The 26299-nt window shown below is 59.8% G+C and carries 27 protein-coding genes and 1 pseudogene; 12 read left to right on the top strand and 16 right to left on the bottom strand.

The features are described from left to right. Positions 1-4: 4 nt before the first annotated feature. The 7 genes from nodS to nodB all read right to left on the bottom strand — a co-directional run bounded on the left by nodS (position 5) and on the right by nodB (position 6267). A complete protein-coding gene (gene nodS, locus AB4Y31_RS30700) occupies positions 5-640 on the bottom strand; it encodes a nodulation methyltransferase NodS (protein ID WP_102607393.1) in 636 nt (211 codons plus the stop codon). Positions 641-800: 160 nt separating this feature from the next. Next, a complete protein-coding gene (locus AB4Y31_RS30695) occupies positions 801-1391 on the bottom strand; it encodes a NodA family N-acyltransferase (protein WP_107154023.1) in 591 nt (196 codons plus the stop codon). A gap of 122 nt (positions 1392-1513) precedes the next feature. Further along, entirely contained in the window at positions 1514-2353 is an 840-nt protein-coding gene (locus tag AB4Y31_RS30690) for a sulfotransferase (RefSeq protein ID WP_308836379.1), read from the bottom strand. A gap of 29 nt (positions 2354-2382) precedes the next feature. After that, the gene (locus AB4Y31_RS30685) at positions 2383-3174 is read right to left on the bottom strand and encodes an ABC transporter permease (protein ID WP_102607340.1); all 792 of its coding nucleotides are present in this window, start codon (positions 3172-3174) and stop codon (positions 2383-2385) included. After that, a complete protein-coding gene (gene nodI, locus AB4Y31_RS30680; protein WP_368677287.1) occupies positions 3175-4104 on the bottom strand; it encodes a nodulation factor ABC transporter ATP-binding protein NodI in 930 nt (309 codons plus the stop codon). Between the two features lie 196 nt (positions 4105-4300). Beyond that, a complete protein-coding gene (nodC, locus tag AB4Y31_RS30675; protein WP_368677286.1) occupies positions 4301-5659 on the bottom strand; it encodes a chitooligosaccharide synthase NodC in 1359 nt (452 codons plus the stop codon). A 20-nt stretch (positions 5660-5679) separates the two neighbouring features. Beyond that, positions 5680-6267 carry a chitooligosaccharide deacetylase NodB gene (nodB, locus tag AB4Y31_RS30670; protein ID WP_233216019.1) on the bottom strand — a complete coding sequence of 196 codons (588 nt, stop codon included), beginning with the start codon at positions 6265-6267 and terminating at the stop codon, positions 5680-5682. A 176-nt stretch (positions 6268-6443) separates the two neighbouring features. Between nodB and AB4Y31_RS30665 the strand changes: the two genes are divergently transcribed. Then, complete coding sequence (locus AB4Y31_RS30665; RefSeq protein ID WP_102607343.1) at positions 6444-7355, top strand: LysR family transcriptional regulator; 912 nt, start codon at positions 6444-6446, stop codon at positions 7353-7355. 20 nt (positions 7356-7375) lie between these two features. Here AB4Y31_RS30665 and AB4Y31_RS30660 read toward each other — a convergent pair whose 3' ends face one another. The 5 genes from AB4Y31_RS30660 to AB4Y31_RS30640 all read right to left on the bottom strand — a co-directional run bounded on the left by AB4Y31_RS30660 (position 7376) and on the right by AB4Y31_RS30640 (position 13316). Continuing rightward, a complete protein-coding gene (locus AB4Y31_RS30660) occupies positions 7376-8695 on the bottom strand; it encodes an acetyl-CoA carboxylase biotin carboxylase subunit family protein (protein ID WP_368677272.1) in 1320 nt (439 codons plus the stop codon). After that, positions 8695-9879 (bottom strand): homocitrate synthase, encoded by a 1185-nt coding sequence (locus AB4Y31_RS30655; RefSeq protein ID WP_368677271.1) that lies wholly within the window; start codon positions 9877-9879, stop codon positions 8695-8697. Before AB4Y31_RS30655 ends, AB4Y31_RS30660 begins: the two co-directional genes overlap by 1 nt. 213 nt (positions 9880-10092) lie before the next feature. Then, positions 10093-11328, bottom strand: coding sequence for an ATP-grasp domain-containing protein (locus AB4Y31_RS30650; RefSeq protein ID WP_368677270.1), 1236 nt, complete (start codon positions 11326-11328; stop codon positions 10093-10095). A 10-nt stretch (positions 11329-11338) separates the two neighbouring features. Next, positions 11339-12034: an iron-containing redox enzyme family protein gene (locus AB4Y31_RS30645; protein WP_368677285.1), complete on the bottom strand. Its 696-nt coding sequence runs from the start codon at positions 12032-12034 to the stop codon at positions 11339-11341. Between the two features lie 271 nt (positions 12035-12305). Beyond that, positions 12306-13316 (bottom strand): DMT family transporter, encoded by a 1011-nt coding sequence (locus tag AB4Y31_RS30640; protein ID WP_107154017.1) that lies wholly within the window; start codon positions 13314-13316, stop codon positions 12306-12308. 90 nt (positions 13317-13406) lie between these two features. Here AB4Y31_RS30640 and AB4Y31_RS30635 point away from each other — a divergent pair, with 90 nt between their 5' ends. After that, entirely contained in the window at positions 13407-14339 is a 933-nt protein-coding gene (locus tag AB4Y31_RS30635; protein ID WP_102607347.1) for a LysR family transcriptional regulator, read from the top strand. A gap of 222 nt (positions 14340-14561) precedes the next feature. Here the strand turns inward: AB4Y31_RS30635 and AB4Y31_RS30630 are convergent, their stop codons facing one another. Both AB4Y31_RS30630 and nifV read right to left on the bottom strand, forming a co-directional pair. Then, positions 14562-15377: an IclR family transcriptional regulator gene (locus AB4Y31_RS30630; protein WP_368677269.1), complete on the bottom strand. Its 816-nt coding sequence runs from the start codon at positions 15375-15377 to the stop codon at positions 14562-14564. Between the two features lie 100 nt (positions 15378-15477). Next, the gene (gene nifV / locus AB4Y31_RS30625) at positions 15478-16614 is read right to left on the bottom strand and encodes a homocitrate synthase (protein ID WP_368677268.1); all 1137 of its coding nucleotides are present in this window, start codon (positions 16612-16614) and stop codon (positions 15478-15480) included. Positions 16615-17024: 410 nt separating this feature from the next. Between nifV and nifA the strand changes: the two genes are divergently transcribed. Then, complete coding sequence (gene nifA / locus AB4Y31_RS30620) at positions 17025-18695, top strand: nif-specific transcriptional activator NifA (protein ID WP_368677267.1); 1671 nt, start codon at positions 17025-17027, stop codon at positions 18693-18695. Between the two features lie 193 nt (positions 18696-18888). Beyond that, the gene (locus tag AB4Y31_RS30615; RefSeq protein ID WP_102607351.1) at positions 18889-19083 is read left to right on the top strand and encodes a 4Fe-4S dicluster domain-containing protein; all 195 of its coding nucleotides are present in this window, start codon (positions 18889-18891) and stop codon (positions 19081-19083) included. A gap of 212 nt (positions 19084-19295) precedes the next feature. On the opposite strand, the pseudogene AB4Y31_RS30610 reads toward AB4Y31_RS30615, so the two are convergent. Further along, positions 19296-19643, bottom strand: a pseudogene (locus AB4Y31_RS30610) (ArsC/Spx/MgsR family protein); the annotation flags it as partial. Between the two features lie 12 nt (positions 19644-19655). Next, positions 19656-20324, bottom strand: coding sequence for an ankyrin repeat domain-containing protein (locus tag AB4Y31_RS30605; protein WP_368677284.1), 669 nt, complete (start codon positions 20322-20324; stop codon positions 19656-19658). A 365-nt stretch (positions 20325-20689) separates the two neighbouring features. Between AB4Y31_RS30605 and nifE the strand changes: the two genes are divergently transcribed. From nifE to AB4Y31_RS30565, 8 genes are all read left to right on the top strand, one after another. Beyond that, on the top strand, positions 20690-22189 hold the full coding sequence (gene nifE / locus AB4Y31_RS30600; RefSeq protein ID WP_368677283.1) for a nitrogenase iron-molybdenum cofactor biosynthesis protein NifE: 1500 nt from the start codon (positions 20690-20692) through the stop codon (positions 22187-22189). A gap of 21 nt (positions 22190-22210) precedes the next feature. Then, a complete protein-coding gene (gene nifN, locus AB4Y31_RS30595; protein WP_368677266.1) occupies positions 22211-23626 on the top strand; it encodes a nitrogenase iron-molybdenum cofactor biosynthesis protein NifN in 1416 nt (471 codons plus the stop codon). Next, positions 23623-24039 (top strand): nitrogen fixation protein NifX, encoded by a 417-nt coding sequence (gene nifX / locus AB4Y31_RS30590; RefSeq protein WP_102607355.1) that lies wholly within the window; start codon positions 23623-23625, stop codon positions 24037-24039. The genes nifN and nifX overlap by 4 nt, the downstream gene beginning before the upstream one ends. Next, positions 24032-24526 (top strand): NifX-associated nitrogen fixation protein, encoded by a 495-nt coding sequence (locus AB4Y31_RS30585; RefSeq protein ID WP_368677265.1) that lies wholly within the window; start codon positions 24032-24034, stop codon positions 24524-24526. Before nifX ends, AB4Y31_RS30585 begins: the two co-directional genes overlap by 8 nt. Then, entirely contained in the window at positions 24526-24735 is a 210-nt protein-coding gene (locus AB4Y31_RS30580; protein WP_223258764.1) for a CCE_0567 family metalloprotein, read from the top strand. Before AB4Y31_RS30585 ends, AB4Y31_RS30580 begins: the two co-directional genes overlap by 1 nt. 17 nt (positions 24736-24752) lie before the next feature. Continuing rightward, positions 24753-25061, top strand: coding sequence for a ferredoxin III, nif-specific (gene fdxB, locus AB4Y31_RS30575; protein WP_102607400.1), 309 nt, complete (start codon positions 24753-24755; stop codon positions 25059-25061). A 16-nt stretch (positions 25062-25077) separates the two neighbouring features. Next, entirely contained in the window at positions 25078-25647 is a 570-nt protein-coding gene (locus AB4Y31_RS30570) for a nitrogen fixation protein NifQ (protein ID WP_102607357.1), read from the top strand. Positions 25648-25731: 84 nt separating this feature from the next. Then, a complete protein-coding gene (locus AB4Y31_RS30565; RefSeq protein ID WP_102607358.1) occupies positions 25732-26205 on the top strand; it encodes a DUF2325 domain-containing protein in 474 nt (157 codons plus the stop codon). Positions 26206-26299: the final 94 nt, after the last annotated feature.

Raw genomic sequence — 26299 nt, 5'->3', positions numbered from 1 at the left:
CTGCCTAGTGATGGAAAGCTGTTTCATCCGAAACCGGAGCCGGGTTACGAAAGCACGCGAGCAGACAATCTTCATTCAGCGACTGACCGATGCAGCTCAAGCGATCGACCTCAACCAGCTCTTCTGTCAGGATCGCTATGACCGTTTCTGCTCCAGCGATGTGACCCCATCGCTGGCAATTGGCGTCACGTGCAGAGCCGAATACCAGCTGACCAGCGGGCGCAAGCATCCGTGCCAAATTGCGGACAGCGGTGCGCACCTCGGCGATGCCGTCGAGATAGTAGAGAACCTCCGCTACGACGATCAGATCGAATTGTTCCTTACTCCGGAAATGCTGGACATCGGAGACGATCCAGTTGATGTGAGGTGCGTCTTTCATCCGTTCGCGTGTCCTGGCAATCGCACGTGGCACGATATCAATCACGGTAAGCCGTTCGCAATGGGGTGCCAGTTTTTCCGTGAAGGCTCCCCTCGCGCATCCGACTTCGAGTGCGCTTTTGATGGACCCCTTGGACAGTGACAGATGAAGCATTTGCCTATGGCGCTCGTGCTCGAACGGATTGCTGTCGAGTCGCCACGGATCGTCTGCTTCCAATTCCCGATGCAGCAATTGGAAATTCGTTTCATGTGTCAATGTCACCTCCCTTCGTACCGTGCCGCTACAAGTGTCGCCAAGCACCGCCCATCTTCAAAAAACGTAGCAAGGCGAATCGCCAAAATCGCGGGCAGTTTGAACGTGCCGCACTCATAGCGACCGCAGGAAAACCCGCTTCGTATTTCAGATCGGTGAGTGGAGCGTTTCATAGCTCCGGACCGTTGCGATCGATGAACGTACCAGCCGGCCACTCACTCATCGAGCTGGCAATTGGCAACACCACAGCGAGTACATCCTCAACGCGCGTAGGCGGCAACTGGGGGTGCATGTCCGGGAGCGTCGATCGCACGCGGACTCCCGATAAAACCGTCCCAAGACCGTGCCGGCAGAACCTCGCAAAGTGGTTGTGCAGTGCATGTCGAACGGCACCGAAAGCAAATGGAACGCCAAGCTCTTGCAGCACGGGATACATCGCGCGTATCGAATGGCCGATTCCGAACCCCTCGAGGTCTGGACGTACGCCGTACAATCCCAGTTCGGCTACGAGCAGATCGACCTCCCCAACCTTGATGAAGCGACGCAGCGAACCCATGTGAGCCGCCACACCGTGCGAATCGTAGGCGATTGCGCGGAGTTCGGGCCTAGCCCCAGCCCAGCTTCGGCCGCGCTCGAACGGTTTTGCGTTGAAGGCTCCAGTCGGCCCATAGGTCTTTCGAAAGAAATCAGCCAATTGGACATGGTCGGAGAGCTGCAGCTCGTTTTCCCAGCACAGTCTCCATTGCACCTTTGAGGACATGTAAAGTCACCTGTTTTCGACGCGTTCGTGCCGCCGCAACGCGGCCGCAGCGACGTCGCGCACCGTGTAAAACGGTTTCTGTCGCTACATAGCGACCGCAAGATTGATCAAATCGAATGCTTCTAGAGCAAACGTGAAGATATGGATGGGTGACGGCCAGCGCTTTCGTGGCATGTATTTGTGCCTTTCATCGCCCCGATCTCGAAAAACCTCGCATACTGCCCCCCTGCAAAGTGGCGCTTCAATTCATGGAAGTTCTCTAACGTTTGATCCAGCGATCGGCCTTCTTGGCGCTGAAGGATAGTGCCACCTGAAAAGGGATGCGCCGCTGCCCCCAGGAATTTCCAGATCTTCTCAAGGCATGCACACGGCTCCTCAAGAAGGCTTTCATAGTCGATCGCCAGCATGTTGGTCGAAGCGAACGTGCGCGCCACACGGGCGTGGAAATCGTCGGCAGCCTTGAAGTAGGTCTCGCAGTCTTCGACCGTCAATCTGACGCGTGGCGGCAGAGCCGAATCGCTGTCCGAACCAAACTTCAGCCATTGACCACTTTGCCTCGCCTGTTTCAGCGATCGCAGCGATTCCAAGGTGTTTTCTCGAACCACGAGGATCACCTTGAGGCCCGGCCAGCGGGTCAACTCATCAAAGAATCCCGGGCGATCATGAAACTGCGGTTCGTTGATCTTGCAACCCACATGCGCCACATTTGTTTTGCCGGCCCGGGGGGGATAATGCTGGTAGGCTAGCTTCAGGAGTTCTTGATCGCTACGTACCAGGCGATCGCTATCTGCCCAATTCGCATCATACCGATTGAGCAACTCGCCATTACTCGATACGTTCGGATGCTCGTTCAGCAATTCTTCCAGATAGTGTGTACCTGTCCTCGGCATCGCGAGGATTACAAATGGCTGGGGGGGTGGCGTAGCGGAGTTCATTACATGTATCTCCATGATGCGGTTCATGGGCCAACTCGGATTAGCCCCAAGTTTTGTCAAGACATGAGGCGCCGGCGAAAAAGTGCCGTCGACAGGAAAAACGGCAACACGGAGTAGACGCAAAGTGCCCCGATATGCAGGCCGATTCCGCCCGCTGTGCGCCCCAGCATCGCCGGACGAATGAGATCGACCGCATGCGCCAGCGGCAAGAATTGCCCTAGCTGCCGAAAAACACCGGGGAGTTGGCCGACCGGGAAAATCACGCCGCTTAGGAAGAGCATGGGCGTGAGAACGAGCGTTTGATAGAACACGAAGTAGTCGTAACTGGGTGCAACCGCAGTGAGGATCATTGCCAGGCTTGCGAAGGCGAGGCCGGTGAGGATCACTACTGGCATGACGTAGAGGACAGATGGGAGTGCTGCATAGCCCAGCATAGCGGCGACCGACATAACCGCAGTTCCGGCCAGAAAGGCCTTGGTGGCGGCCCATGCCAACTCACCAAGAATGACATCGCCGAGTGTGAGCTGTGTGCACAATATCGCTTCCCACATGCGCTGCGTATGCATGCGAGAGAACGCTGCATAAATCGTTTCGAAAGTAGCGGAGGTCATCGCGGTCGTTGCGACCATGCCGGCCGCCAGAAACGCGATATATGGAGTTCCGTCAACGCTGCCTATCATTATTCGAAGACCGAAGCCAAGCCCAAACAGGTAGATCATCGGGTCGGCGAGATTTGCGAGAAGCGACGCGAACGCGGCTTTTCTCCATGCCAGGTAGTTGCGGCGCCATACCGCACCCCAGTTCCAAGCGTTCGCTGGCAGGGCCGTCAGATATGCTTCACTCATCATTCAGTCCTTCATCTCACGTCCGGTTATCCGCAAAAACACATCTTCCAGATTCGCGGGACGCTGTAGAAAGCGCAGACCCGTACGCGCGCGCAATTGCACGCGTAGCAGAGCCGTATCGGCCGCATAACAAAAGAGCGTCTCACCGCTTACCTCTACGCGCTGCGCGTACGGCCCAACCAGCGAACGCAACTCGTGCGGATCGCCGCCGTAGATCTCGATCACGTCGCTCCCAATCCATTGTTGAATTAGTGCATGAGGGCGGCCTTCGGCGATGCAGCGCCCATCCTCGAGGATGCAAAGTCGATCGCAAAACCGCTCGGCTTCCTCCATCAAGTGGGTGGTCAAAAGAATTGTCTTCCCGCGTGCCAGCAGCGAGCGCAGGCGTTCCCAGATCAGATGGCGCGCATGCGGGTCCAGGCCAGTTGTAGGCTCGTCCATTACCAGCAACTGTGGGTCGTTGATCAGCGCGCGTGCCAGTGTCAGCCGGCGCTTCATGCCACCAGATAGGTCAGTAACGCGCGAGTACGCCTGGCCCTCAAGGTGAGCGAATTCGAGCAACGACGGCATCACTGCTTCGATTTCACGTGTGCTCATGCCGAAGTAGCGTCCGAATACCAACAGGTTTTCCCGCACTGTGAAGCCGGGCTCGAGGTTGTCGAATTGCGGAACCACGCCAATGCGCGCGCGTGCCGAGCGAGCGCGTGCCGGCACCGGTTCTTCAAGCACCGTGATCTTGCCTGCTTCAGGGAGCGCCATGCCTAGGACCATACGCACCGTCGTGCTCTTGCCTGCGCCATTTCGTCCGAGCAGGCCGAAGCACTCCCCGGGTTCAACGCTGAACGACAATCCATCGACAACACTCCTGCCGCCATATGACTTCCTTACGCCGGTGAACTTGATTGCTGTTGTGGGCATGGAGCTAAGAAGCATATGTATTTGCTTTAAAGTGAAAGGGCCTCTATGCCGCGCCCAATTTCGTTGCAAACGCCCGGGTCTACCGAAGACGCGGGCATCACGTGTGGGCGAGCCGCTAACAGGGAAGGGTTGGCATCTCTGGGGATGATGCCGACGTTGTGAGCGGACGATTACTGCGCGAATACGACTCGGCATCCCATATAGCAAGAGGTCACTCGCTGCTGACGAACTCGTCACGCGTCACCAATGTCGACGAATCGGGCGTGAGATGCGGCTGACCAGACTGAGCGTCAGCTGCCCGCGATCCCGTCGCACATTGTTTCTTGGCCTGATCGTGGGTATTGACCTCTTCTTTCTGCTCATTTGTTACATTGCCCGCGGAACCGCGGGTCAGCCAATCGCTGTTGCTCAACGTACATAAGGCATAGGCCTTCACCGGGAGTAGGAGAAAGACGTTGATCAGCGTGTGCACAGTAAACCCGAGGAATCGGATCTGACGAGCCCGAACTGCTGCCACGCTGCAGCGAATGGTGGTCATTGCTCCGATGACGAGAATGGCCAGCCAGGGCACTGTGGCAGTCAGCGCGAGCTGCAGGAACCCGGATAGCAACGATAGGGAAAGCAACAGCGGACCTAGGTTCTGCCCAATCAGGTCCAGCGTGAGGTAGCGATCGAGGGTAGGCAGTAGTCGCAGCGCAAGCAGCGTGTCACGATAAGTGCTGCGCGCCCAGCGTAGTTGTTGGTGCAGGTAAGGCCGTAGCCGGTCTGGAACAACTGTGGTCGCGATGGCATCTGCAACGTACTCGGTTCGGTAGCCTGCCATCAGCATCAGAATCGTGAGGTGTCGATCCTCGCCGAAGTCGCTCGGCTTTCCCCGAAACAGCTGTGTCTCGTACTGGTCCAACAGCAAAAGAAGCGCGGTGCGTCGATATATGGCACATGGACCGCAGCAGCACATAACGGCGCCGAAGCGAGCCTGAGCGGCACGCTCTTCGTTGCAGGCCAACCAGTACTCCATATCGATTAGACGGGTCAACAAAGTATCGCCCCGGTTGCTAGCCTTCAATTGCCCCATGGCAGCGCCGATTGCGGTATCTCGCATTGCCACTACAAGCTTCTTGACGACGTCGGGCGCAAGTGTCGTGTCTGAGTCGACGTTGAGTATCAATTCTCCGGATGACAAGCGTATTGCGGCAATCTGCGCCTTGCGCTTTCCAACATTTTGGGGAAGCAGAATGAAGTTGAATCTCGGGTCGTGCGCGTACGCGCGGTGTACCGGTCTCAACGCGTTGCAGTTGCTGGAGCCGTCGTCGACCACATGGACTGTCAATCGTCCGGCGTATTCTTGAGCGGCAATGGAGGCCAAACATGCCCGGAGTGTGCGCGGGTCTTCGTTGAAGCACGGTACGACGACGTCCACGTCCGGTAGAAAGTCGGCGCCGACCGTGTTGTTCGACGCCGGAGGACCGCTTGTCGGCAGAGTGTGAAAGTACTGCACGCCCTTATATACGGTGGATAGAAGTGCATACAACAAAACTGAAACGGTGTTGATTGTGGCAGCGCCGTTCATGTTCATAGAGATCAGTTTGCTCAGTGGCGTTGAGGAAGTGAGCTGAATACAAACTTGCGGTCGTGCAGTGCAGGGATCAGACGGGAAAGCGCCATGAGCGTCTGATCGCGCGATTGGGCATTAGAGCAACCTGCTGATTCGGCGGGAGGTACGCCGTCATGCAAGAGCACGATTGAGCCTGGCTGGATGGACGTCAGCACCGCATCGACAATCGCATCGACACCGGGGCGAGCCCAGTCTTTTGGATCCACCGACCAGTGCAGGGCTGCCAGCCCCGCTCTTGCTGATACAGCGAATACCTCCTCGGTCCATATTCCGTACGGTGCACGCACGTGTCGCACCTTGGCTTCGGCACACGCCGTCTGAATGATCCTGTTGGTACCGAATATTTCGCGCTGTACCTCATCAGACCCACATCTGGACAGATCAGGATGAGTCATCGTGTGATTGGCTACTTCGTGCCCTTCGGCAACCATCCGTTCGATGAGCTTTGGCTGATCCGCCGCGTACGCACCGATAACGCAGAACGTTGCGGGAATCCGATGTTGCGCGAGTAGGTCAAGTACATCCGGTGTGCAAGACAAATTCGGTCCGTCGTCAAACGTCAAGTAGATGTCGCGATGTTGGCAGAGTCGCGGCCCTGCAGTTCCAAAGTTCATAAGATATGAGGCTACGAAGGCTGGTTGCTTTCGTTCAGGACGATGCGAACTTTGCAGTACGTCGATAAATTTGTAAAATTAATTGTTTCGATGACATGCATCCATGACGTGGATGCCGTAAAAAAATGCGTTTCAAAGGCCTTGATCTCAATCTCCTCGTCGCGCTGGATGCGCTGATGACGCAGCGTAACGTGACAATGGCGGCGCGAAGCATCAATCTCAGCCAACCAGCGATGAGTGCTGCCGTCGCTCGGCTACGCGACTATTTTGGCGACGAATTGTTCGTGATGAGGGGGCGCGAGTTCGTTCCGACAGCGCGCGCGATGGAACTCTCCGGGCCGGTTCGCGAAGCTCTATTGCATATTCAGCTTTCCATCATTTCCCGAGATGCGTTCGACCCGGCCCAGTCGAATCGCCGCTTCCGGATCTGCCTCTCCGACTTCATGATGCTCGTGTATTTTCAAAACGTCGTAAGGCGCGTGGCGCGGGAGGCGCCCTCCGTCAGTTTCGAATTGCTACCCCTCGACGACGACCCCAATGACATACTCCGGCGGGGCGAGGCGGATTTTCTTATCATGCCGGAATTGTTCCTCAGTAATACCCATCCCAAAGTGCGGCTCCTCGACGAGAGGCTCGTATGCGTGGGCTGTCCGACGAACAAACAGCTATCGCGGCGGCTCTCGCTCGACAAATATATCTCGATGGGGCACGTTACCGTGAGGTTCGGACGCGGGCGCAAAGCCTCTATCGAGGAATTCTTTTTACTCGATCTTGGCCTCAAGAGGAGGGCCGAAGTCGTGGTTCCAAGCTTCAGCATGATCCCGCCAATGCTGTCAGGTACCCAGCGTATCGCTACAATCCCCTTGAGGCTGGCCAAGTATTTCGCGGAATTCGTACCGCTGCGGATCGTCGAAGTTCCTCTGCCGCTTTCCACATTCACTGAGACCATCCAATGGCCTGCGCTTCATAATGGTGATCCAGCGAGTGTCTGGATGCGCGGGCTGTTACTGCAAGAGGCTCGAAGCAGTATCAAGTGAACGACGGGATGAGCGAGAACTCAGGTGGGCCGAGGGGTACAGTCTCGCAAATCGTCCAGGGGCCCGCCCCGGTTCATGCTCGTCACAACGTCAGTAAGCGTAAAGCGGAATTCGCGCAGCGTCGCGTCGATTGCCGCGGCGATTTCGTCTTCCGACGTGCCCCGATAACGGAACCGCGCGAGGATCGTGTCGTAGCCGCCCTTGCCTTCGAATACATGATCGCGCTTCGGCAAGATGGCATGGTAGAGAGCCGCGATTCCTTCTGGCAACTCGGCGTCGACGAACCGGCTGCCGATTGGCTCGGGCAGCATCAGAAAGCCGCCGCGCCTGGGCGACGCCGATACGGCTCGCGTTGCTGCCAGCCGTGCGTCGAAATGTGCCTTATCACCGGATTGCTGCGCGACCCACAGATGGCACAGATCAACGCCGTACAGATCACGGAATAAGAACGGAATTTCTCCACCACCCACGCGGGCGCCGACCTCAAGGAAGTAAAGACCATCGACGCCATCAATTATTTCGATATGGAATGCACCGTCGCTCAATGCTAGTGCGTGCAGGCACGCACGCGCAAACGTGAGCAGCGCATCGTTCAACGGTCCCGGATCGAGCATCACCGAGCCGAGGGGCTTGCCCTGCGCAAAGTCGAGGCAAGTGTTGACGTAGCGGGACGCGCGCGCAATCGCGAATGCCCCGCCCGCAACGAACCCGTCAACGTGGTAGATGGTCCCTTCGATGTACTCCTCGCATTCATAGTCGGCAAGCGGTAGCGTTGGCCAAAGCGCATCTAGTTCCGCGCGCGTGTCGACGCGTCGAACGCCTGCGCTTGCCGCGCCTGAGCGCGGCTTCAAGATGAGCGGAAAGCGCATGGCACCAATCAGCTTCGGATCTCGGAACACGACATCTTTCATCGCGACGAAGCGGGGCACACGCAGGTCGGCCGCTGCGACGGCACGCTTCATGACGGCCTTGTCGCGAAAGCGTACGACTGTGAAGGGCCGGTCACCAAAGATGCCGAACGCATTACGAAGGCGGGCAGCCGCCATCAGGTCGAATTCGGACAGCGCGATCAGCCGATCGATGCCACCGAGAGCCGCGCTGCACGCGAGCACGGCCTCATGCAGCGCACGCTCGTCGACGAAATCGGGCACGTGCTCGACGTGCGCGATGCGCGGCGCAGCGAGCGCCGCGGCGCCGTTTGGCGTGCAGACATATGCGACATCATGCGCGGTATGGTCGATATAGCGATGGTAGGCGGCGAAGTCGTCAGACCAACGGTTCAGTACGACGATGCGATTGCGTTCGGAGGACGGATTGAGCGTCATGTTGCTTGGTCTCATCAACTATCGGTACGCGACAAATCGAGTTTGAGCGCGCGAAGCGCTTCAGCAAGTCGCAAATCGAGCGTTTCGCCAGCTTCTGCGAGAAAGCGATAGAGGTCGCTTGCACTTGGAGCCTGCTTGTACTGTGCGGCGAAATGACGGATGCGGTCGAGCAGCAGTGGGACGAGCCACTCGGCCACGCTCACGCCTAGCGCGCTGTAGGCCTGGTGCACGCTTTGGGGGCCACAATGTTCTCCGAGTGCTACCGACCGCTGCCGTCCTGGCTGGGGATATTCGAACTCCTCGTGTGTCCTGCGATGCTTCGTGATGCCGCCGGTGCGATCGCTGGGGTCGGACGTGAGGACGCCGCGATCAACGATGCTCTTGTCAAAAAAAATGATGCGGCCCGACGCCCATTCGATTAGTCGACAAACTGCGGGCAGGGCTTCGGTATTGATCCCGGTGTCCCGTCCTAGCAGGTGTCGCGCGCCGATAACGATCTCTTCGAGTGCCGCATTGCCGGCTCGCTTGCCCAAGCAGTCGACTGTGGTGTTCGCGTGGGTGGCTCCCGCCCGCAGGGCAGCGAGCGTGTTGGCTGTGGCGAGTCCGAGGTCGTCGTGCGCGTGGATTTCGATCTCGAGGTCGACGGCATCGCGCAGCCTTGCGATGGCCTCATAGGTCGAAAACGGATCGAGCACGCCAAGGGTATCGGCGAAGCGCACGCGCTGCGCGCCGTGTTGCTGCGCGCAGCGCGCCACTTGCACGAGGAAGGCGGGGTCTGCGCGCGAGGCGTCTTCCATGCCGAGGGAAATCTTGCGGTCGCTCTTCACTGCCTCGGCGATGACGCGCGCGATTTGCTCCAGCACCCATCTGCGCGGCTTTTGCAGCTTGTCCTGCAAACGAATGTCAGAAACGGGAATTGAGAGGTGGACGATATCGGCATTGCAGCGCAACGCCGCGGCAAGGTCTCGTTGAGTCAGGTCCCCCCATACCATCAGGCGGGCGTCGAGATTCAAGTCGACGATCGCCTTGATGCACGCGATTTCGTCTTCACCCAGGGCGGGGATGCCGACTTCGATTTCGGCGACGCCGGCTCGTGATAGCGCGGCCGCGATCGCGCATCTTTGATCGCGTGTGAACGCGACGCCGACGGTTTGCTCGCCGTCGCATAGGGTGGTGTCATTGATAATCGGTGCAGACATTTCACTATTCTCTCGGGTTATCGCCCATGGGCTCTCGCGCATGAATTCGCGCTCACGACATCCGTGAGCGCTATGCGGAAATCGTGCGGCACCGCGCGGATTGCTGCGGCGATTTCGTTTTCCGATGCGTCGCGGTAGCGGAACCGCGCGAGGACCGTGCCTTAGCAGACCTTGCGGCCGAATGCGTGATGGCGCCGCGGCAAGATGGCATCATCAATTGTCGATACAGGATTGATCGAGTCTAAGCATGCGCAGGGCTTCGGCGAGACGGAAATCGAGCGTCGGTCGATCCGAGGCGGTAAACAGTACATGCCCGACGCGGCCGCGAAAGTCAGTCAGCTGCGGCACCGTACCGCCGATGTGCGAGTAGACCTCGACCTCCTGGAAGCCGGGCAGTGCGCGCACTTTTTGGATGCCCGCGGCACCGGCGAACCGCTCCGCTGAGGTGGCGAGGAACCTAACGCCGCTCACGCACCTCGCGAGCGCCTCTTTGCAGTCGGGCGTCGGAACCACGTCGCCGAGATGACCACGTATCATTACTTCCGGCAGCGAGATCGATTTGCTGAGTTCGACGAGCCGGTAGATCCGGTCACCGCCGAGCCGCGCGGCCATTTCGATCAACACCGGGCCGTCTCGGGTAATGCGAGCCTCTGCATGGAACACGCCGAGCGTGAGGCCGATACATTTCGCGACCGCCTCGACATATGCAACAAGTGTCGCTCGACGGTCCGGTGTGAGGGGCGCTTCGACGACATGTCCCATCTCGACAAAATATGGCTCTGGGCCGAGTAGCTTCTCGGTCACTGCCACTACGCGCGGCCCAAGTGGACCGATGTAGCCTTCGATGCTGTATTCGGGGCCCTCGAGATATTGCTCAAGCAGCAAAGCTTGGCCGATCTTGCAGCCCATATCGACAACAACCGCGCGCATGGCGCTCTCGGCCATAAACCGCAGTTCCTGCAGGGAGTCGACTCGCGTGACGAGCTGGCTGCCGCAGCCGTCGACAGGCTTCAGGACGGCCGGGAAGCCGACCAGCGAAGCCGCCGCGACGACGTCTTGCGAACCTGTTATTCGGGCGAAGCGTGGCACCGCGAGTCCGGCGTCTGCGAGGCGTTTCCGACTCTGGTACTTGTCGCGCGCGAGCGTCGCCGCTTCCAGCGGCAGATGCGGCAGGCCGAGCTGCGCGGCCGCTTCCGCAGCCGGGCAGACCGTGTATTCGAAACCGGGCACGATCGCATCGGCGCCGACGGCACGCGCGGCGGCCGCAACCGCGTTTGCCGACGCAGTATCCACCGTCGTGAAAGAAGCGGCCGCAGCGCGCAGTTCAGGTGGCACAACTCGCTCGTCGCAGTCGGCGGAGAATACGTGCGCGGCGACTCCAAGGCGCGCAGCGGCAGCGATAAGCGCCGTGCCCGACGATGCCGGTTCGACGACGATGACTGCGGTCATGGAACGCTCCCTACGCTGCGGGGGTTTTGGGCTGCGGAACGGTCGCGGCGCGCAACTCATCGAAGTATTCGCCGATCAGCGCGATGAAGTGGCGCAGATACGTTTCCGCCTTGTCGATTCCACCCCAGCTGTCGATTGACCGCTGCACGGCGGCCCACATCAGGTCGTCATGAAAGTGCGTTTCGTCATACTCGATATGGCGGCGCGAACCCTGCACGTGTTGGTCGCCGAACACGCGGGCGGCAGCTGAGGTGATCGTCTTGTTGTAGAGATCCGAATACCATTCGACGAACCAGTTCCATACCATCGTCGGCAGCGGACCGTCACGGCAGATGCTCAGGTACAAGTAGCCGATCAGCTTGTCGGTGCTGTGGAATGGCGCGATGTGGTCCACTTGATCGGCCGTCAGGCCAAATTTCTCAATGTCGCGCAGGAATAGCCCTTCGTGCCCATATTCCTCGGAGAGGTATTGCGCGAGAGTCTGCGCGAGCGCGTTGTCCTTGGAACCTATCTTGTAAAGCGCGAATGCGTCGACTTCATTGTTGAGGCGGATACGCAGCACTGTTTCGACGAGGTGCCGACGATAGTATTCGCTGTCGATCCACTCGCCACGATGAAACGCCGCGGTTTCCGGCGAAGCGGTGAACATCTGCTGCATTCCATGCGCCGCTACTTGTTCGAGACGTGCACGGTCGTTCCTTACCATCATTCAACCTCCAGATAAAATCAGAAAACAAAGACAGGAATACGGTGCAACCGGTGCCGTCCCCACTCCGATCGTGGGAAGCCGGGAGCCAGGTGGTCTGTAGATGAAGCAATTCTGTATGTTCGAACTTGCGGAAAACCCCTTACTGCCATGCCGAAACCGCGGCAAGTCATTGCGCGATGAGAAGGCGGTACTGCGGAACACTTTTCGACGATTCCAGTCCAACCCCGCCTTTGTGAGACGGGGCACGTCAAAGCTTTCGATGCCCCTTTCATTGATCTGCGTCGGGAGAAGCGGGTTGATTCCGCGTTTCTGGTCGTAGCGCCGACTGTCGTGAATCCCTTGCACGAACGCGCCGCCTTGCTGACAGCGAGATCGGTTTCTCCACCAGAATCGCGCAGATGCTCGCGGTGATAACACAGAGCGTGCCAAAGATCCGGGACGTGCTCATCGGTTGTTGAAGTATGATGAAGCCGATTGCGGCCGCAATCGCAGGCTCCGCGCTCATTAGAATGGCGAACACTGACGCACTCATTCGGCGCAGCGCGATCAGTTCTAGGGCGTATGGGACGAGCGGTACCAGCACCGAAAGATACGCGGCGTCAATCAGTTGTCTGGGAGGCAAATGGCCCCCACTTTGTAAGAGTCCGAAGGGAGTCGTGACGACGGCAGCCGTGATCAGTGACACGGCAAGTCCTTCTAGTCCCTCGAACAGTGTCCCGACGTGCTTCGTCAACACGATGTACGCGGCCCAGCCGCACGCCGCCCCGATCGGGAAGACCAGGTCGGCCAAGGCGACAACCCACGTACCGTTATCGCGAATGAGTAGTAGCACGCCGGCTGCCGCGAGAACCGGCCACGCCAGCAATGCCGGTTTGCGTACACTGAACGTCGCGACCGCGAGCGGCCCGAGGAAGTTGATCGCGACTGCAAGCGCGAGTGGCATGCGGCGCACTGCCTCGAAGAAGCACAGCGTCATGCATGCTGCCGCGCTGCCAAGCGCGATCGCGGCGAACCAGTGCTTCCGCGAATACGTGTTCAGCGGCGGCCGTATGATGGCCGCGAGGGCGAAGGCCGCAAAGCAGAGCCGCAGCCAAGTTATGCTAATGGTGCCGTACTCTAGCGTCGCAGGCCGCGACAGCGCGGCGCCGAGTTGGACACTGCACATCGATGCGACGACGAGCAGCGGTGCAACGGCGCGTGAGAACAATTTTGACAAATTCGGCGCTTTGCGCTCGGGTTCTTTTGCCGTTAATTCCTTTGCATTTAATTCTTGATTCATGCATCCTCTCCGCGTCCTTGATGAGGATGCTAACCGCAGCTGTACGCTTGGTGTAAGCTGATAATGTTTATGTTTGCATGAGGAAAATTGATGGTTCGCGATCTCGACAGCACGCTACTGCGTATCTTTGTGACTGTGGTGGAAACGGGTAGCGTGAGCAATGCCGCGATAGCACTCAATCGCACTCAGGCTGCTATCAGCATGGCGCTTCGACGCCTTGAAGACCAAGTCGGTCAGCGTTTGCTCGAGCGCTCGCCGCGCGGCGTCAAGCCGACGCCGGCGGGCAGCGTGCTACTCCCGTACGCGCACAAGCTGCTCGAAATCGGCCTCGCCGCGCGTGCCGCGCTGAACGCGGGCGACATCTCAGGCGCGGTACGGGTCGGCATTCTCGAGGATATCGCAATGAGTCACCTTCGGCACGCGCTGCGCCAGTTTTCGGCATCGTTTCCCGATGTCGCGCTCGAAATCGTCGTCGACTCGAGTCCCGCGCTATCCCGGCGGCTCGCGAGCAACACGCTCGATTTCGCGATCGGCGATCCTGCGCACATCTACGCCGAACCGCTCGTCACTTGGCGGCATCCTCTTCGCTGGGCAGCCGCGCGTACGCGCAGTGCTGACTTACGCGGCGGCCCCCTACCGATTGTGGCATTCAGCGGAGCATGTCGATGGCAGGAAAACTTCTTCGAGACGTTGCGCGAAGCCGGCATCGCGTGGCGCGTCGCGTGCGTGAGCACGAGCCTGTCCGCAATCCAGTCGGCCGTCGAGGCCGGGCTCGGTGTTGCTGTGCTACTCGACTGGAATGTGCGCCGCGATACGATGCATGCAATTGATCCGTGTGTTGCCGGTCTGCCGACGCCGCCCGTGGCCGAATTCGGGCTGTTCAGCCACGGAAATGCGGACGGCTGCACGCCAGCGGCAACGACGCTTCAGCGCTTCTTATTTCGGGCGCTGCAGCTAGGTTCGTCCGATGACGACGTGCTCCACTCGAGAGGGAGCGCATCAACAGGCCGCTGCAGCTCGTGATTTTCTGCACGAGTCGCGGATTGGGTGGAGGAGGGAATTGGCAATTTTCGCGCTCGCGCAGCTTCGCTGGACGCGTGAAGCATTCAGCCCACAGTGCATTTCTCCCCACATGAATAATGATAGCGATCCGAACGACTTTCATCATCATAATTGGGTATTGTGGTAGAAAGGCAATCCGATTCCGTATCCATCAACAAGTGCCGCCGTTAACAATCGGCTTTGCTAATTCTGTTTTCGCTCGATTGACCTTAGTGCGGCGCGCAGCGGTGCGGCATCGCTGCCCAATCGCTTACTCGCGGCGATAGCCGCCTCAATCATCGGCCGCTTCATCCGGCCTAGCCGAGTTACGTCGATGCGCGACGCGGTTCCTGTCAACGCGAGAGCGCCAGCGAGCGACTGCATCGCCGAGAACACCGGAACGGCGATGCTGGCGGTATCCATTTCATGCTGACCTGGCAATACACAACAGCAGTCGTACCGGATTTGCTCATAGCGCTTACCGGGTGCATGACTGAATGCAGCTAGCACATAGCCGGCGGCGTTTTCGGTCATCGTCTGTACGTCGCCTTCTTGAATGTGATCGCAGACCGTGCGCGACGAATTCAAGCGGCATAGGCAGACGATTAACTTCTCGCGCATTACGTGAAACGAGAGGCTCTCACCGCTGTCGTCGCGCAGTGCGTGCATCGACGGCAAAATTGCATCACAAAGTTGCAGGCCGCGCTGATAGAGCGCGCCCAGTTGCAGCGCTGTGGGTCCAATGTGGTAGCGGCCGTCGTCGTCTCGATAGATCATCCGGAGTTGCATGAGCGACGCTGTCAATCGTAGGACCGTGCTTTTGTAGAGCCCGGTGCGCGCGGCAAGCTCCTCGAATGAGAGGCCTTTCTGGCCGGACAAGCGGAACGCAAAGAGAATCGCGAATGCACGGTCGAGCGTGGCGGCGCCCTCGGCGCTTGTTTCGGGGATTGGTCTTGGTCGCATGCGGTGCCTATGTTTTGTGGGGGGGGACGTGACCTGGGCTTTAAATGCGGAGCGCAAGCCGATCGGCGGGATCGAGCACGTATAGGCTTGTCGAGCAGTGCGTTCGGCATCGAGATCGCCTTGCAGCCTGAAGCGAACGTGGCACGAGGGATGTCGCTTATGGCGGCTCTTTCGCGACGTTGCTCGCTTCCATCAGGAAGCGATATAGATCACGCTCGTCGGGCTCTTGCTTGCGTTCGGTCGCGTGGTGGCGGATCCGTTTGAGCAGAACCGGTACGAGCCGCTCACTGAGCGTCAGGCCGAGCGCGCCATAGGCTTGGCGCACGCTTTGCGAACCGGAGTGCTTGCCTAGCACGAGCGAGCGCTTGCGGCCAAGTTGGGCCGGGTCGAAGCCCTCGTACGTAGCGGGGTTCTTCGCAAGACCGTCGGCACGGATCCCCGATTCGTGCGTGAAAGCACCACTTCCTACGGTGCTCTTGCCAAACGCAACGGTCCTGCCCGAGGCATGTTCGACGAGCCGCGAAAGGCCGACGAGCGCCGTCGTATCAACGCCTGTGTCCCGGCCGAGAAGATGGCGCGCGGCCATCACGACTTCTTCGAGCGATGCATTGCCCGCTCGCTCGCCGAGGCCGTTGACGGCCGTGTTCGCATGTGTGGCGCCGGCACGTAGCGCGGCAAGCGTGTTTGCAGTCGCGAGCCCTAGATCATCGTGCGCATGAATCTCGATCTCGATATCAACCGCGTCGCGCAGCCGCGCGATTGCCTCATAGGTGGAGAATGGATCGAGTACACCGACTGTGTCCGAGAAGCGGATCCGCTGTGCACCGCAATTCTGGGCGAGCCACGCGACTTGGGCAACGAATGCGGGATCCGCGCGCGACGCGTCTTCTGCGCCGAGCGACACCTTGAGGCCGTCCTTCACTGCCTCGCCGACCACTCGCCTGATTTGTGCAAACACCCATGTTCGTGGCTGCCGCAGCTTGTACTGCAAGTGAGTGTCAGATACTGGGATGGACAGGTGAACGATGTCGGGATTGCAGTACAGCGCGGCAGCTAGATCGCTGAGCGTTAGCCGGCCCCATACCATAACTCTGGCTTGGAGACGCAAGTCCACGATTGCTTGAATGCACGCAATTTCCTCCGGCCCCATCGAGGGAATACCGACTTCGAGCTCGGGGACGCCAGCCCCAGATAGCGCGGTCGCGATTGCGCATTTCTCTGCGACAGTGAATGCTACGCCGGCAGCCTGCTCGCCGTCGCGCAAGGTCGTGTCGTTGATGATCGGAGTCGACATGGGTGCGATCCCTCGAGTCTTTGCGGTTGTACCTGCAAGGTGCGGGCCAACCCTCTCTTGGCGCTACGAGTCCGAGCGACAATCAGGACGTCGGCATGTCGTGAGTGTCTTGTTCCCGACAATTTTCTTCATCATTTCGCCCACTGTGGAGCGGATTCGAAATGAATTAGATAGAGGAAGTCGCACGGTCCCGCCAGCACTTTTTCGGTTAGCATCGTGGACTCAGTGAAACGTGTTGTTGTCTTTGTCGTTCATTTCCGACATTGCAACGGCGATTTTGTTGTCGGCTTCGTGGATGCACGTGCCCGCGCCGTCCAGATTCGTACGAAACGATACGGATTGTGGCTTGCAACCGCGTCTGGCATGCGCACAATGATCCCGGAGAGCCCATCGCTGGAGCGAAAAAACCCATGCCGAACATCCATGCCAAAGCGACTTCTTGTGATTTCGATGTGATCTATGAAATATGCAAGACGCTAATCTCATCGGAAGACGTGAGGCAGACATTCGATACGTCGTTGCGTTACATGGCATATGCGCTCGGCTGGCGTTCCGCGTTCATTGCCATTGCAGAGTCAGACGGACGTTTGCGGGGTCTATGCAGCACGGGGCTGCAGGAGGACTGGCGGCAGCGCGTATGCTTTCTGCCCGGCGAGGGGATCGTCGGACGGATTTACACGATCGGGTCGCCCGTAATCGTGCCCGCGGTGCGCGACGAGCCGATGTTCCTCGACCGCACAGGGGGCGCGGGTGCGCCCGACGATGAGAGCGTGGCCCTGCTCGCGGTGCCGATTCGGCACGAATGGCGCCCTCTGGGTGTGCTGGTCGCATTCTGCGAGAATCCAGGCGGCAACCGCCTGTTGGCGAACGACCTGCACCTGATGAAGGTGGTTGCGACGCCGATGGCGCAGGCGCTTTTGCTCCATCTGGGGGCGAGCACGACGCGCGGCGGCAAGCAGGACGAAGTCTGGCGCATCCGGAAGACGGTCCGTCCCGTTCTGCAGCTCGACCAAGTGGTCGGTACGTCCGCACCGATGCAGGAGGTATTCGGACAGGTCCATCAGGTCGCGCCGACGCGCACAACGGTGCTATTACGCGGCGAGAGCGGCACCGGCAAAGAAGTGATCGCACGTGCGATTCACCGCCTGTCACCGCGCAAGGAGCAACCATTCGTCTCGGTCAACTGTGCGGCGCTCACGGAATCGCTGCTGGAGAGCGAGCTGTTTGGCCATGAAAAAGGCGCGTTCACGGGTGCGCAATGTCAACGCAAGGGACGATTCGAACTGGCGCAGGGCGGGACTCTCTTCCTCGATGAGATCGGCGATATTTCGCCGTCCTTCCAGGCAAAACTTTTGCGCGTGTTGCAGGAGCGCGAGTTCGAACGAGTGGGCGGCGTGAGACCAGTGAAAGTCGACGTGAGGCTGATCTTTGCCACCAATCGAAATCTAGAGCGGATGGTGAGGGACGGCGAGTTCCGTGCGGATCTGTACTACCGGATCAACGTCGTCAGTATTCCATTGCCGCCGCTGCGCGAGCGGCGCGACGACATTCCCGCGATGGCGCAGCACTTTCTCGATCGCTTCAATCGCGACCACGGTCGCTCGCTGTGCTTCAGCGATGACGCGATGCGCGTGCTGATGAGCTGTCATTGGCCCGGTAACGTACGCGAGCTCGAGAATTGCGTTGAGCGTACGGCGACAATGACGCATCATGACACGATCGATCGCCTCTCATTCCTCTGCGAGTCCGATCGATGCACGGCGAAAGTGTTGCACCATATCCAGCGAGAGGACGCCGTGCGCCCTGCAGGCACGTCAGACATCTCAATTAGCGAAGTGCCAGACTCCCTGCGGAGCGCCGCGATGCCACCATCGAGCAGGGTCAATGGCACTGATCGCGATCACGTAGGGCTCAACCTGCCGAACGGTGACGACAGGCCGGATGGCGAGCGCGAACGGCTCATTTGGGCGATGGAGCGCTGCGGCTGGGTGCAGGCGAAGGCGGCGCGGCTTCTCAAAATCACGCCGCGACAGATCGGCTACGCACTGCGCAAGCACGGGATCAAGGTACGGCGCTTCTGATCGTCAGCGACGCGCACCGTGTTCTCTCCGCCATGCGGCAAGTGAACTGCGCCTCGCACGCCGTTGGATGTGGGCGGAGTTGACTTGCGTTGTGCACTTTGTAACGGCGTCGCTAAATGCACGGGAGGTATTGTCGCTTGGCACGGATCTGGCGTCGGTGATCCGATAGATCATATCGACAAGGAGCATCTCCATGAGCCTCAAGATTGTTGCGTCAACCTGCACAGGCTGCTCGGCTTGCGAGCCGCAATGTCCGAACGTCGCGATCACCGAGAAAGGCGGTGTGTTTGCCATCGACCCGAAGAAGTGCACGGAATGCGAAGGCCACTTCGATAGTCCGCAGTGCGTCGCTGTGTGCCCTGTGGACGGGTGCATAGTGCACTGTTAATCCCCGATCTTCGATTGGGTCGCGGTTGAGCGATCATCTGCCGCGCTGCAGCCTTTACCCGCGCCACTCGTCATCAAGGTTGCGTTGAATTCCCCTCTTGCACGCGGTGCTGGAGTCGTCGCAGAGCGGCTCCGAGGATACTCGCGTGCAGTTCGCCGCCGAACGGTCTCCGAGCGGACAGTTGCCGCCGATCTGGGCCTCCTTCAGTGGGCGAGCCCAATCCACGCGTCCACATGCTCGGCATCGAAACCGACTACCCGCATGCCGCTAGCTTCCATCAGTGGACGGCGGATCAAAAGCGGTTCGGCAAGGAGGCACGCGAGCGCGCTTGCAGCATCCAGCAATTCGGGCGCGAGCCGACCCGACTTTATCTCGGGCGCCGCGCGGTTGAACCATTCGGGAACAAGCAGCGGCTCGAGGAAGGCGAACAGCGTTTTTGGCGTCCATGGCCAGCGCAGCAGATTGCGCACCTCGAGCGTGTGCCCGGCGGCGATGAGTAGCGCCTTCTGCGCCGCATTCGCGCTGCAGCCGGGTTTTTCGTAAAAAATCACGTGCGTCATTTCGGATCGATTTCAGCGGAATGATTTCACGGTTGGCCTTCGTGTAGGACGAGCGCAAAATTCGTGATCTTGAGATGCGCCGGTATGGTAAGAACTGTCATTGGCACTGCGGTATGCAGAAAATCTCGACACCGATAGCATGAGTCCACAGTACGGCATCTGCCGGCGATCGACCGGAAGCGTCGCGCACGGCAAGTCAAGGTCGCGGTCTGCCAAGATGTCCATCGCGCTGCGTCCGTCCGGCGCGCATAGTGTGACATTCGCGCCTTGCGCAATTAGCAACCGCATTACCTCGGTCCTGCCGTTCGCCGCTGCCTGCATGAGGCACGTGATACCGTCATCGTTCGCGTGGTCAATATCGATACCTGCATCGACGAGGCGAACGATCGATGCAGGTGAACCGCCGGTACTCGCATACCAAAGCGCGTTGTTGCCGGCGTCGTCGACCGCATAGATCTGCAAGCCAAGCGCGATGAGCGCGTTCATCACAGCGTGATCGTCTTGTCGCACGGCTAGCATCAATGGCGTAAGGCCGTTGACGCTGCGCGAAAGGGGATGAGGAAAGTCGTTCCGCGCGAGCCAAGTCGCGACTAGCGCGGGGAGAGGTGTCGCGTCATTGTCGGCGCGCAGTGCTCGCTCCGTGTCGGTGTCTCTAGATAGCGGTGTGAGAGGAAAAGGCATATTCATGGTCCTGTTGCAGTTGTGAGGTGGCGTCTGAGCCACGGGCGGGACGACTAAAGCGTGTGGGTGTGTTGGTGGCCAGCGCTGGCGCAACCACCATGCCAATCGACCCAATGCCACTCAGAGCGCGAGGCGCGGGTTCAGCGGTCAGAGCGTGCGTTCCCTTCGCGACAAGGACTGCTCCGATTGTGCGGAAGCTGACATCGGAAGCGCAAGACACGACAGTCGCGCTCGCATCCCAATGTAGCTATCGACGAGGACAACCGGAGAGAGGACCAAGCGGCGCAGCGGCGCGTTCCGCGCTGGCGGAAATCGTGGTGCGGAACTTGCGAGTTGGCGCGGACCCAGATAGTCAGGAGCTTGTTATGTCTGCCTCCCTCAAGGCAAAGGTTGCCGAGGTCTTCGACGAACGCGGTTGCGAAAGAAACCAGGCCAAAAGCGAGAAGGAGCGCAAGACCGGCTGCACGAAGCAGCTGTCGCCAGGCGCGTCGGCGGGCGGCTGTGCGTTCGACGGAGCAAAGGTCGCGCTGCAGCCAGTCGTCGACGTGGCGCACCTCGTGCACGGGCCGATCGCGTGCGAAGGAAATTCCTGGGATAACCGCAATGCAGCATCGTCGGGCTCGACGCTCTATCGCACTGGCTTCACGACTGACATTAATGAACTCGACGTCGTATACGGCGGTGAGAGGCGGCTGTTCAGGAGCGTGCGCGAAATCATTGAGAAATACGACCCGCCCGCCGTGTTCGTCTATCAGACCTGCGTGACCGCGTTAATCGGCGACGACGTCGAGGCGGTTTGCAAGCGGGCGTCAGAAAAGTTCGGCAAACCCGTCGTTCCGGTGAACGCGCCCGGCTTCGCGGGCTCGAAGAATCTCGGTAACAAGCTCGGCGCCGAGGCGATTCTCGATTACGTGATCGGCACACGTGAGCCGGCACACACGACGTCATTCGACATCAACATCATCGGCGAATACAACCTGTCGGGCGAACTGTGGCAGACGAAGCCGCTCCTCGACGCTCTCGGTATTCGTATTCTTTCGTGCATTTCTGGCAACGGCCGATACGGCGAGATCGCGACCTCGCACCGGGCTAAGGTCAACGTGATGGTGTGCTCGAAGTCAATGATCAACATCGCGACGAAGATGGAGCAGCGCTACGGTATTCCGTATTTCGAGGGCTCCTTCTATGGGATAGGCGACGTAAGCGACACGCTGCGCCAGATGGTGAGGCTGCTGGTGCAACAGGGCGCACCCGATGACCTGATCGGGCGGACAGAGCGCCTGATTGCGGCAGAAGAGGCTCGGGCGTGGGGGCGGATCGCGCGGTACCGCAAGCGCCTGCAGGGCAAACGCGTACTGCTTATTACGGGCGGTGTGAAGTCGTGGTCTGTTGTCGCCGCGCTGCAGGAGGTTGGGCTCGAGATTGTCGGCACAAGCGTAAAGAAGAGTACCAAGGAGGATAGAGAGAGGATCCACGAGATTATGGGCGACGGTGCGCAGATGATCGACAATATGGCGCCACACGAGATGTACAAGATGCTGCGCGACGCAAGGGCCGACATCATGTTGTCCGGCGGGCGTTCGCAATTCGTTGCGCTGAAGGCGCGCATGCCCTGGCTCGATATCAACCAGGAGCGCCATCATCCATACGCCGGGTATGAGGGCATCGTCGAACTGGTGTGCGAAATCGACCGCGCGATGCACAACCCCGTTTGGCAGCAGGTCCGTATCCCGGCGCCGTGGGGGGACGACGGCGAGACGCTCGATGCCGTGCAGCGACAGGTACCCGAGCTCGCCACGCCCGTGCCGCCGCTGGAAAGCGTGCGCGCCCGCGCAGTAGGTGTCGAGTCGGCCTTCGCGTCTTAAGCACAGCGGGGAGCGGAGACAATGGCTGTCGTTGTCGAATCCAACAAGGCGTGTGCGGTCAACCCACTGAAGATGAGCCAGCCGTTAGGCGCGTGCTATGCGTTCATGGGGCTCGACGCGTGCATGCCGGTGATGCATGGTCCCCAGGGGTGTACGTCGTTCGGTCTCGTGCTGATGGTGCGCCATTTCAAGGAGGCTATCCCCCTGCAGACTACTGCAATGAACGAGGTCACGACCATTCTTGGCGGATACGACAACGTCGAAACAGCACTGTTGAATATCCACAAACGCGCGGCGCCAAAGGTCATTGCAGTCTGCTCGACAGGGCTCACTGAAACAAAGGGCGACGATGTCGAGGGCTATCTCGCGATGGTGCGCAAGCGCAAGCCAGAGCTGGATAGCACGGAGGTCATCTACGTGTCGACGCCAGACTATGTCGGTGGCTTCGAGGATGGCTATAGTCGTGCGCTCGGCGCGATCGTGAAGGCATTGGTAAAGCCGTTGCCGCGCGTCGCGAGGCAGGTAACGGTGCTGCCCGGTAGCCATCTGTCGCCGGGCGACATCGACGAACTGCGCACAACCATCAGCGCGTTCGGGCTCGATGCAATCGTGCTGCCGGACCTGTCTGGCTCGCTCGATGGTCACATCCCTCAGGACTGGCGCGGCACGACGCTTGGCGGTACGACGCTAGATCGGATACGTGCGGCCGGTGCATCGGCATTGACAATCGGCGTGGGCGAGCAGACCCGCGAGGGGGCTCAGGCGCTAGAGGCCCTGGCAGGTACGCCGTTCGAAATCTTCGAGCGGCTCACCGGACTGGAACCCAACGATCGGTTGCTACAGCGCCTTGCTCAGCTGTCGGGCCGGTCGGTTCCTGCAAAGTACTGCCGGCAACGTAGCCAACTGCTGGATGCAATGCTCGACGGACACTTCTACACGGGCGGCATCAAGGTGGCGCTCGGCGCCGAGCCGGACCTGCTGCTCGCGCTCGGTTCACTGCTGCACGAGATGGGCGCCGAACTATCGGTCTGCGTCAGCACGACCGCGTCGCCATCGCACGCACTTCTGCCCGCAAGCGAAGTCGTGCTCGGCGATCTCGAAGACATGGAGAGCGCCGCAAGCGGCTGCGATCTCCTTATCACAAATTCCCACGGTCGGCAGATGGCAGAGCGCCTCAGCAAGCCGCTCATGCGCGTAGGCTTTCCCGTGTTCGACAGGATCGGGAATGCTCACCGCTGCCAAGTCGGCTACCGAGGCACGATGAACCTCATCTTCGAGGTCGCAAACCTGATGATCGAGCAGATTCCTCGCTACGGCCCCGCCGACTGGGCGCTTCCGCAGCCGGCGGCTGATCTGGCCGCGCGCGATCCCGCCCGAGGAGTAGAGATTCCGGTCGCTGCGACCGGCTACGAATGTTACGAGGAGCCCACCCCATGAAAATCGCATTTGCAACTCAGGACAAAGTGCACATCGACGCACACTTCGGCTCGGCGAAGACTATTGTCACGTACGACGTGACGACCGACGGCCATAAGTTTGTCCAGGCGTTCGACTTCGGCGGCGATCTGGAGGAGGACGGTGACGACGACAAGCTCGCGCCCAAGCTCGAGGCCGTCCGAGACTGCGCGATCCTGTATGTCGCCGCGATTGGCGGCGCGGGGGCGGCGCGCGTCGTGGCGCTAAAGATCCATCCGATCAAGGTGCCGCGGGCAGAGCTGATCGAAGATGTTCTCGAGAAGGTGAGCGGCGTGCTGAAAGGTACGCCACCGCCCTGGCTGCGCAAAGCGCTCGCGAAGGACCGGCCGCGGTCGTACGATTTTGCTCAGGACGACGAGGTAGCTCATGAGTGAAGGCAATCCTGAGAAGGACGCCGTCGATGCGGCGAGCGAAGAGGTGCTTCTTGCAACCCCGTTCGTCCAGCAGCTGGTCTGGCAGCTGCGTGCGCAGCTGCCCCACGGCTCGTGGAATGGGAAAAGCGACCAGAGATTGCTGAAGCCGTACATCCTGACCGCGGAAGAGCGTCGCGCGATTCCGATCGTGGGCGACCCGAATCCCGAGACGCTCTTGCGGCTGGAGCTGTTCTATAACGCAATCGCGGTGGCGATTGAACTCGAAACTGGACAGATGGTCTCGCCGATGACGAAGATGAGCCATGAGGGCTTCGGGCGGATAGTGCTGATTGCGGGCCGGCTTGTGGTCGTCAACAAGCAGCTGCGCGAAGTGCACCGCTTCGGTTTTCCGTCGCTCGAGAAGCTGGCCAAGGCGGGCAGCAACCTGGTGAGTGAATCCATCGAAATGATCTGCGCCTGGCCGGCGGTTGCCAAGTACGGCGTGTGATGAGCGAGGAAATGATGAACACTACGGAAGTCATGAAGGCACGCCTCAAAAGGCTCCATGCACAGGCCCTGGAAGCGAAGTTTGAGCTGCACGATCTATCTGAGGAACTGCCGACGAATTGGGAGCGGATTCTGGCGGTTGCGCAGCGCTGCTACGACGCTCACGCTGCGCTGATGGAAGCGCGCAAGGCCGCAGCGGCGTCGGCGTGACCGTGCGGGAGATTGACGTGAGCGAGACTTTCAGTGTGAAGCTTCCGAGTGGCGAGATGTGGACACCGACCTTCGTGTCCACGCTCGACCAGGAGAAATGTATCGGCTGCGGACGATGCTTCCGGGTTTGTGCGCGTGGTGTACTAGAACTCGTGGGGCTTGACGCGAGCGGTACCTATGTTCCGCTCGACGGCGACGACAGCAATGACGACGAGTACGAAAAGAAAGTGATGACGATCGCGCACAGGGCCCCGTGCATTGGCTGTACCGCATGCGCGAGGATTTGTCCGAAAAAGTGCTACACGCACGCGGTGGCTCAGCTCTGACCAAGTCCGCACGGCTATGGAATTCCACGCGACTTTAATGCGCCATGCTGTAAGCGCCGACAGCCCGACGATACTGGCGCTCGCTGGCGTGCTTTCGACGGCGTTTGAGGTGGCGGGTGTGCACGTTCTGCCTATCCGTGGATTAGACGCCCTAGAAACCCAGTGGTTGCTTGCACACTGGTTTCCAGGTGCTGACAGTGCATTGTCGCTGGCATGGGACTCATCGGATGTAGCATTTCGGTGCGCGTCGCGGCACGACGAAATGGAAGACCTTGTAGTGTTGCTCGAGGCACATGCTGATCCAGGCGCCGGGACGACCGACGAAGTGCATTGCGTGGCCCACGCATTGGCCTGCGCGTTTCCGGGCGCTAATCACCTCTGGCAGGACCTGAGGCTCCCTTCGCGGCGCGAACTGTCGGCGTTGCTTGGCTACTGGTTTCCGCTGCTCGCGGCAAAAAACGTTTACGGCATGAAGTGGAAGAAGTTCTTTTACAAGCAACTGTGCGAACGCGAGGGGCTGGTTGTCTGCAAGGCGCCGAGCTGCGGCCTTTGTCCCGATTGGGCGCATTGCTTCGGGCCTGAGTAGGAAGCTCCTCCCGGAATAAGACTCACAAACGAGGTATCCGACCTATGACAGCCAGTGCTATGCGCACTTGTACGAGAGCGTGCGATGACGGCGTCTGATGAAGGGCGTCTTCACGCCCACCTCGCGAGTCTCGCCCATGAGCTGCAGTGGGTTGAGCGGGTACTGCTCGATGGTGGCGCGCTGAGTGAGTTGCTGGCAGGACGTCGATTTGTCTATGTCGGAGGTCGTCCACGAAGCAACGCAGTTTTGCGGGAGCGGTTGGCGCATAACGGGGGCACTTTCATCCATCACATTGCCCTGATTGACGCTGACGGAAGCGCCCGTGAGAGGCGATTTACAGCACTGTTGAGTGGTGTCGACGCTGTGCTGTGTCCGCTCGATACCATTGATCCAGAGTCGCTGTCCGCGCTGCGTATTCTCTGTTCGCGCCACGGCGTGCCGTGGATCGCATTGCGGACCTCGAGTGTGGCGAGCTTCGTGGCAGGTTTGCTGAAAGCGGCCTGCAAGCCGTGCCGTCGTGCAGCATTGCCGCACCGCGGATTCTGCATGAGGGGGTGAGTGACAGTACTCGGGCAGAACCCTTGCAACGGCGTCTGCCTTCCGGGTGGCACGAACAGGGTGCCACGGTGCAGCGGCGGCTTGTGATTGCCGC

The sequence above is a fragment of the Trinickia sp. EG282A genome (assembly GCF_040965455.1).
In the GTDB taxonomy this organism is placed as follows: domain Bacteria; phylum Pseudomonadota; class Gammaproteobacteria; order Burkholderiales; family Burkholderiaceae; genus Trinickia; species Trinickia symbiotica.
This window is presented reverse-complemented; position numbering and strand designations above follow the sequence as displayed.

Coding starts and splice junctions, on each gene's coding strand:
- AB4Y31_RS30695 (WP_107154023.1), bottom strand. CDS start 1,391: ATGTCCTCAAAGGTGCAATGGAGACTGTGCTGGGAAAACGAGCTGCAG.
- AB4Y31_RS30690 (WP_308836379.1), bottom strand. CDS start 2,353: ATGAACCGCATCATGGAGATACATGTAATGAACTCCGCTACGCCACCC.
- AB4Y31_RS30685 (WP_102607340.1), bottom strand. CDS start 3,174: ATGATGAGTGAAGCATATCTGACGGCCCTGCCAGCGAACGCTTGGAAC.
- nodI (WP_368677287.1), bottom strand. CDS start 4,104: ATGCTTCTTAGCTCCATGCCCACAACAGCAATCAAGTTCACCGGCGTA.
- nodC (WP_368677286.1), bottom strand. CDS start 5,659: ATGAACGGCGCTGCCACAATCAACACCGTTTCAGTTTTGTTGTATGCA.
- AB4Y31_RS30665 (WP_102607343.1), top strand. CDS start 6,444: ATGCGTTTCAAAGGCCTTGATCTCAATCTCCTCGTCGCGCTGGATGCG.
- AB4Y31_RS30660 (WP_368677272.1), bottom strand. CDS start 8,695: ATGAGACCAAGCAACATGACGCTCAATCCGTCCTCCGAACGCAATCGC.
- AB4Y31_RS30655 (WP_368677271.1), bottom strand. CDS start 9,879: ATGTCTGCACCGATTATCAATGACACCACCCTATGCGACGGCGAGCAA.
- AB4Y31_RS30650 (WP_368677270.1), bottom strand. CDS start 11,328: ATGACCGCAGTCATCGTCGTCGAACCGGCATCGTCGGGCACGGCGCTT.
- AB4Y31_RS30645 (WP_368677285.1), bottom strand. CDS start 12,034: ATGGTAAGGAACGACCGTGCACGTCTCGAACAAGTAGCGGCGCATGGA.
- AB4Y31_RS30640 (WP_107154017.1), bottom strand. CDS start 13,316: ATGAATCAAGAATTAAATGCAAAGGAATTAACGGCAAAAGAACCCGAG.
- AB4Y31_RS30635 (WP_102607347.1), top strand. CDS start 13,407: ATGGTTCGCGATCTCGACAGCACGCTACTGCGTATCTTTGTGACTGTG.
- nifV (WP_368677268.1), bottom strand. CDS start 16,614: ATGTCGACTCCGATCATCAACGACACGACCTTGCGCGACGGCGAGCAG.
- nifA (WP_368677267.1), top strand. CDS start 17,025: ATGCCGAACATCCATGCCAAAGCGACTTCTTGTGATTTCGATGTGATC.
- AB4Y31_RS30615 (WP_102607351.1), top strand. CDS start 18,889: ATGAGCCTCAAGATTGTTGCGTCAACCTGCACAGGCTGCTCGGCTTGC.
- AB4Y31_RS30605 (WP_368677284.1), bottom strand. CDS start 20,324: ATGCCTTTTCCTCTCACACCGCTATCTAGAGACACCGACACGGAGCGA.
- nifE (WP_368677283.1), top strand. CDS start 20,690: ATGTCTGCCTCCCTCAAGGCAAAGGTTGCCGAGGTCTTCGACGAACGC.
- nifN (WP_368677266.1), top strand. CDS start 22,211: ATGGCTGTCGTTGTCGAATCCAACAAGGCGTGTGCGGTCAACCCACTG.
- nifX (WP_102607355.1), top strand. CDS start 23,623: ATGAAAATCGCATTTGCAACTCAGGACAAAGTGCACATCGACGCACAC.
- AB4Y31_RS30585 (WP_368677265.1), top strand. CDS start 24,032: ATGAGTGAAGGCAATCCTGAGAAGGACGCCGTCGATGCGGCGAGCGAA.
- AB4Y31_RS30580 (WP_223258764.1), top strand. CDS start 24,526: ATGAGCGAGGAAATGATGAACACTACGGAAGTCATGAAGGCACGCCTC.
- AB4Y31_RS30570 (WP_102607357.1), top strand. CDS start 25,078: ATGGAATTCCACGCGACTTTAATGCGCCATGCTGTAAGCGCCGACAGC.
- AB4Y31_RS30565 (WP_102607358.1), top strand. CDS start 25,732: ATGACGGCGTCTGATGAAGGGCGTCTTCACGCCCACCTCGCGAGTCTC.